We start from the raw sequence: 5,622 nt of genomic DNA on the forward strand, positions 1-5,622 counted from the left end.
AGCCGGCAAGCGCGACGCGCAGCACATGGCGGGCGCGGGCATCGGGGGGCAGCGGGCGCTGGGTGGCACTGTCGATCAGCGCATCAAGATCGGGCAGCCAGCGCAGCACGGTCAGCGCCAGCAGGCGGGCGAGCCCGCGGTCATCGGGGCGGGGCAGATCGTCGGCCGCGCCCGCAGCAGCATCGAAGGGCACGCCACGATCCAGCACGGCCTGCAGCATCTTCATCGCCGCGCGGCGCGCCGGCACGCCTTCGGTGGCCTGAACGGGAGCAGGTGTGGCGGGGCGGCGCTTCATCGCCACTGCCCTTGGCCGATTCAGCGCCGCCGGCCAAGGAAATTGCCGATCACCTTGAAATAGGAGACCGGGAACAATCGCACCATCCAGTCGATGAAGCGCGCATCCGGCCCGATCAACACGCGCGGGGAACGGCGTTCCATGCCGCGGATGATGGTGGCGGCGGCCTGTTCGGGCGTGGTCGGGGCGTTCTTTTCGAACTCGGCGGCGAAATCGGTGTTGGGATCGGTGCCGGGCAGATGGGCGATGTGCTTCGAATTCTTCGCCACGTTGGTCTTGATGCCGCCGGGGTGGACACGGATCACCGAGATGTTGGGATCGGTGAGCGCCAGCTCCATCGCCATCGCCTCGGTCAGCCCGCGCACGGCATATTTGCTGGCGTTGTAGGCGCTCTGGGTGGGGTAGCCCATCATCCCGAAAACGCTGGAAATATTGACGATCCAGCCCACGCCGTCTCTGGCGGCCGCAGCCTTCACATGCGGCAGCGCCGCTCGGCAGCCTTCCACCACCCCGGTGAAGTTCACCGCCATCACCCGGTCAAAATCCTCGCGCGGGCAATCGGCGAAGGGCGCCACCACCGACAGACCGGCATTGTTGATGATGCCATCCAGCCGGCCACATTCGGCGACTGCGCCCGCCACCCAGGCGTTGAGCGCCGGCGTGTCGGTGACGTCCAGCGTGGTGATGCTGGCCGGCCGGTTGCCGAGCAGGCGCTTCGTCTCCGCCAACCCGTCCGCATCCTTGTCGGACAGCGCCAGCACCGCGCCGCGCTGCGCCAGATCGAGCGCCAGCGCTCGGCCAATGCCGCTGCCCGCGCCCGTGATGGCGATCACCTTCTTCTCGAACATGGCTGCTTCCCTTCACCCCATTGCTAACAGCCGGCAGCTGGTGGCAACACTGGGCAATGGACAAGGACAAGCCAAAGCCTGACCCGCGCGACAGGCAACCCGAAGCCCCGCCGCCGCCGCCCACCGACAAGGAAGTGGGCGGCCGCAAGGGCCCCGATCCGGTGCGTTACGGCGACTGGGAGAAGGGCGGCATCGCGGTCGATTTCTGATGGGTGCGGCAGGCTGGCGTGCCTGGAGCATTGTCGTGCAGGCGGCAGCCTTCGTCGGTGCCGCCAATATCCTGACGCCGCTGCTGCTTGTTGTTTTTGAGCTTGGTTCACCCGTTGGCGATCCCTCCCTGCTGCGGAAGTCCACCGCATTCGTCCTCGGTGGCCTCATGGCTTTCGGTGCCGTGCCCTACATGCTGGCCGGCCCGCGATTTGGCCGGTGGCGCATTGCTGCCCTGACCGGCCTGTTGCCCGGTCTGCTGCTGGGGGTTTTTGCTGCGCTTGCCAGCCTCGGCTCTCAGAGCGACGTGGACACATTCGCCACTTCGGGGGCGCTGTTCCTGTTCTTCGCTGGCCTGGGTTTGACAAGCGCACTTCTGGTGCGCGCATTGGTTCCGGCCGATCTTTTCGACGACAGCCGCAACCCCGCGCGGCCGAATTGGCGCGATGCCCTGCCGTTGGTGGCTGCAGCCTCTGTCATGGCCACGATACCGCTGGATGAAGAACGAGCGGTCGCGCCGGGGTGCTTGGAGTCGCCTCGGTCGGCCGTGGCGGTGACAGACTTCTACCTGCGTGTGCCTGAGGATCAGCTCAAGGCACTGGCCACAACCTTGTCCAGCCACGCCAATGACAACGGATGGTCCGTCCATGGCACTGTCCGCGAAACCAAGGACCACCTCTTCTTTGCGCAGGTCATTTGCTTGAAGCGCGGTCTCGAGGTTGGTCTGGAACGCGACCTCTCACTGTCGAACAATCGCCTTCGCATCATCGTATTTGCCCAGGATGCCGACATTGCCTGGCAAGCTGACGTTCGCAACCTGCTGATGATCCTCGGTCATGCAGGGCAGGTGACGCGCAGGCCAGACCGAACGATCAAAGCGCCGCCCGCCTGGTATCTGGCAATACCAGAGGAACCTCGATCGCCGGCTATTCTGCCCTCAGAGGCCTCGCCAGCAACGCATTGATGGTCTCGCGCACCGACGCTCCTGCCAGCAGCGCCGCGACGGCCTCAGAAATCGGCATGTCCACGCCCGCCGCGCGCGCCGCATCCACCAGCACGGGGGCGGTGGCGGCGCCCTCGGCCACCGCCGGGCCGGCGAGCAGATCGGCCAGCGGGCGGCCCTGGCCCAGCCCCACACCCAGCCGGAAGTTGCGGCTGTTTTCCGACGAGCAGGTAAGGACGAGATCGCCGAGGCCCGACAGGCCAGCCAGGGTTTCGGCGCGGGCGCCGCGCGCCACGCCGAAGCGGGTCATTTCCACAAAACCGCGCGCGATCAGCGCGGCGCGGGCGTTGAGGCCCAGCCCAGCCCCCTCCACCACCCCGCAGGCGATGGCGAGCACATTCTTCACCGCACCGCCAATCTCGGCCCCCACCACATCGTCGGACTGGTAGAGGCGGAACGTCGGCCGCGCCATGGCCGCAACCAGCCGCGCGCCCAGGGCTGCATCGGCGCAGGCCAACGTGATGGCGCAGGGCAGGCCCCGGGCGACCTCGGCAGCGAAACTGGGGCCGGACAGAACGGCGACGGGATTGGGCACCTGCGCCTGCGCCACCTCCACCATCAGCGCGTGGGAGCCGGCCTCGACCCCCTTGGCGCACAGCACCAGCGGGGTGGCGGCGGGGGGCGCGGCATGGGCCAACACGCTGCGCAGATGCTGGGCGGGCACCACGACGAGGATGATGTCACACGCCGCCATGTCGACCAGATCGGCGGTGGCGGTGATGCCGGCGGGCAGCGGGATGCCGGGCAGGAATAGCGGATTCTCGCGCGTGCCGTTGATGGCGGCGACCACGTCTGCCTCGCGCGCCCAGAGCGTCACCGGGCCATTGCCGGCCAGCGTGCAGGCCAGCGCCGTGCCCCATGCGCCGGCCCCGATGACTCCAAACTTTGTCACCGCGAGTCCCCTGGCGCATGGACTCTCTGCTTGCGTGCGGACGCACGCGGGGCGCCCGCGCCGATGACGCCAAAGCGCGTCACGCCTTCACCCCCGCACCGCGCACGGCTTCGGCCGCCGGATCGAGCGGCCAGCGCGGGCGGGCGGGGGCAGACAGGTCGTCCACGTCGCCAGCCGCGAACCGCTCCAGCCCGGCCCAGGCGATCATCGCGCCATTGTCGGTGCACAGCCATTGTGGCGGCGCCACGAAGGGCAGGCCGTTTGCAGCGGCCAGATCGGCCAACGCGCCGCGAATCGCCTGGTTGGCTGCCACCCCGCCGGCCACCACCAGTGCGGTCCCTTCAGGGAAAGTGTCGATGGCCCGCGCGGTGCGATCGACCAGGCAATCGGTCGCCGCCTGCTGGAAGCCGGCGGCCAGATCGGCGATGTCCTGTTCGGTCGGTTCCGCAAGCGCGGCGCGGGCCCGCAGCACCGCGGACTTGAGACCGGCGAAGGAGAAATGCGGCTCGTCACTGCCCAGCAGCGGGCGCGGCAGCACGAAGCGGGCCGAATTGCCGGCCTTGGCGGCGCGCTCCAGCGCCGGGCCACCGGGAAAGCCCAGCCCCAGCAGCTTCGCCGACTTGTCGAAGGCCTCGCCCACCGCATCGTCGATCGTGGTGGCCAGTCGGCGATAGCGGCCGACGCCTTCGACACCCAGGAGCTGGCAATGCCCGCCCGACACCAGCAGCAGCAGATAGGGGAATTGGAGCGATGCATCGGCCAGCCGGGGCGACAGCGCATGGCCTTCGAGATGGTTGACCGCGATCAACGGCTTGCCGGCCGCGAAGGCCAGCGCCTTTGCGGTGACCAGCCCCACCATCACGCCGCCGATGAGGCCCGGCCCCGCGGTGCCGGCCACGGCGTCGACATCCGACAGGGCCACGCCGGCCTCCTGCAGCACCGCTTCCACCATCGGTGCCAGCCGGTCGGCATGGGCGCGCGCCGCCAGTTCCGGCACCACGCCGCCGAACGGGCGGTGCGCCTCGTCCTGGCTGGCGATGCGCTGGGCGAGGATGGTGCGATCGCCGCGCACCAGCGCCACCGCGGTTTCATCGCAGCTCGATTCGATCCCAAGGACAATTGGGCCAAGGACAGGCGGGCCAGACACAGAGTCGACCTAGGCGCTGACTTGCCAATCCGCAATGGCCGCGCCATGGGCTGCTGCCATGACGTTCAGGATCGGCACCCGGGGCTCGCCCCTCGCACTGGCGCAGGCGCACATGACCGCCGACGCGCTGAAACAGGCCCATGGCTGGAGCGATGCCGATGTCGAGATCGTCATCATCCACACCACCGGCGACAAGGTGCAGGACCGCGCGCTGGCTGAAATCGGCGGCAAGGCGCTGTGGACCAAGGAGCTCGATGCCGCCCTGCTGGATGGCCGCATCGATATCGGCGTCCATTCGATGAAGGACGTGGAAACCCTGTTGAAGGACGGCATCTGCCTCGCGGCCATGCTGCCGCGCGCCGACGTGCGCGAACGGCTGATCGGCGCGGCCAGCATTTCTGCGCTGCCCCACGGCGCTCGGGTCGGCACCTCGTCGCCGCGCCGGGCGGCGCAACTGAAGGCGAAGCGGCCGGATCTGGTCACCGAGATTTTGCGCGGCAATGTGGCGACCAGGCTGGCCAAGGTGGAATCCGGCGCGATCGACGCCACGCTGCTGGCCGCCGCCGGGCTCGACCGGCTGGGGCAGGCGGTCGGAAGCCTGATCGAGCTTGACGAGATGCTGCCGGCCAGCGCGCAGGGGGCGGTGGGCATCACGGCGCGTGCCGGCGATGCCGAAACGCTGGCACGGGTCGAGGCGATCAACCATCACCCCACCTTCCAGTGCGTGCTGCTGGAGCGTGGCTTCCTCGCGGCGCTGGGTGGCACCTGCCATTCGCCGGTGGCGGCGCTGGCCCGCCTGGAAGGCGAAGGCGTGCGGTTCGAGGGCCAGATCCTCGCCGAGGATGGCAGCGAAGTGCAGGCCGGCGGCTTCAACGCGCCGCTGCAGGACGCGCCGGAACGGGTGGCGGAATTGGCCGCCGAACTGCTCGGCCGGGCCGGGCCGGCGCTGAAGGCGCTGTTCGATCCGCCCCGGCCGGGTTGATGCGCATCCTGGTGGTTCGGCCCGAGCCCGGCAACGCGGCCACTGCGGCCCGGCTGCGGGCGATGGGCCATACCCCGGTTGCCATGCCGCTATTCGACACTGATGCGCTGGCATGGGCGCCGCCGGCCGAACTGCCCGATGCGGTGATCTTCACCAGCGCCGCCGGCGTGCGCCATGCTGGGCCGCAGGCCGATGCGCTGAAGACTCTGCCGGCGCTGTGCGTGGGCGAGGCGACTGCGGCAGCGGCA

Annotated in this window: 8 protein-coding genes; 4 read left to right on the top strand and 4 right to left on the bottom strand. The window is 69.3% G+C overall.

Going from position 1 to position 5,622, the window contains the following annotated elements; translation table 11 throughout:
- On the bottom strand, positions 1 to 295 hold a 295-nt coding region (locus GJV64_RS10750; RefSeq protein ID WP_328799176.1), incomplete at its 3' end, for a transcription antitermination factor NusB.
- Positions 296 to 315: 20 nt separating this feature from the next.
- Positions 316 to 1,143, bottom strand: coding sequence for an SDR family NAD(P)-dependent oxidoreductase (locus tag GJV64_RS10755; RefSeq protein ID WP_164157229.1), 828 nt, complete (start codon positions 1,141 to 1,143; stop codon positions 316 to 318).
- A gap of 56 nt (positions 1,144 to 1,199) precedes the next feature.
- On the opposite strand from GJV64_RS10755, the gene GJV64_RS10760 reads away from it, so the two are divergent.
- Together GJV64_RS10760 and GJV64_RS10765 are read left to right on the top strand one after the other, a co-directional pair.
- Entirely contained in the window at positions 1,200 to 1,352 is a 153-nt protein-coding gene (locus tag GJV64_RS10760) for a DUF1674 domain-containing protein (protein ID WP_164157230.1), read from the top strand.
- Entirely contained in the window at positions 1,352 to 2,314 is a 963-nt protein-coding gene (locus tag GJV64_RS10765; protein WP_164157231.1) for a hypothetical protein, read from the top strand. The genes GJV64_RS10760 and GJV64_RS10765 overlap by 1 nt, the downstream gene beginning before the upstream one ends.
- Here the strand turns inward: GJV64_RS10765 and GJV64_RS10770 are convergent.
- Positions 2,277 to 3,245, bottom strand: a complete 969-nt coding sequence (locus GJV64_RS10770; protein WP_164157232.1) for an NAD(P)H-dependent glycerol-3-phosphate dehydrogenase — start codon at positions 3,243 to 3,245, stop codon at positions 2,277 to 2,279. The genes GJV64_RS10765 and GJV64_RS10770 overlap by 38 nt on opposite strands.
- A 79-nt stretch (positions 3,246 to 3,324) precedes the next feature.
- On the bottom strand, positions 3,325 to 4,365 hold the full coding sequence (gene tsaD / locus GJV64_RS10775) for a tRNA (adenosine(37)-N6)-threonylcarbamoyltransferase complex transferase subunit TsaD (protein WP_164157234.1): 1,041 nt from the start codon (positions 4,363 to 4,365) through the stop codon (positions 3,325 to 3,327).
- An 85-nt stretch (positions 4,366 to 4,450) separates the two neighbouring features.
- Here tsaD and hemC point away from each other — a divergent pair, with 85 nt between their 5' ends.
- The gene (hemC, locus tag GJV64_RS10780) at positions 4,451 to 5,374 is read left to right on the top strand and encodes a hydroxymethylbilane synthase (RefSeq protein WP_164157233.1); all 924 of its coding nucleotides are present in this window, start codon (positions 4,451 to 4,453) and stop codon (positions 5,372 to 5,374) included.
- On the top strand, positions 5,374 to 5,622 hold a 249-nt coding region (locus tag GJV64_RS10785), incomplete at its 3' end, for a uroporphyrinogen-III synthase (RefSeq protein ID WP_205599598.1). The genes hemC and GJV64_RS10785, both read left to right, overlap by 1 nt.

Origin of the sequence: Sandarakinorhabdus rubra (assembly GCF_010994245.1) — a bacterium.
In the GTDB taxonomy this organism is placed as follows: domain Bacteria; phylum Pseudomonadota; class Alphaproteobacteria; order Sphingomonadales; family Sphingomonadaceae; genus Sandarakinorhabdus; species Sandarakinorhabdus rubra.

What these genes read in the sequence shown, in the direction of transcription:
- hemC (WP_164157233.1), top strand. Translation starts at nt 4,451, where the DNA reads ATGACGTTCAGGATCGGCACCCGGGGCTCGCCCCTCGCACTGGCGCAG.
- GJV64_RS10755 (WP_164157229.1), bottom strand. Translation starts at nt 1,143, where the DNA reads ATGTTCGAGAAGAAGGTGATCGCCATCACGGGCGCGGGCAGCGGCATT.
- GJV64_RS10760 (WP_164157230.1), top strand. Translation starts at nt 1,200, where the DNA reads ATGGACAAGGACAAGCCAAAGCCTGACCCGCGCGACAGGCAACCCGAA.
- GJV64_RS10765 (WP_164157231.1), top strand. Translation starts at nt 1,352, where the DNA reads ATGGGTGCGGCAGGCTGGCGTGCCTGGAGCATTGTCGTGCAGGCGGCA.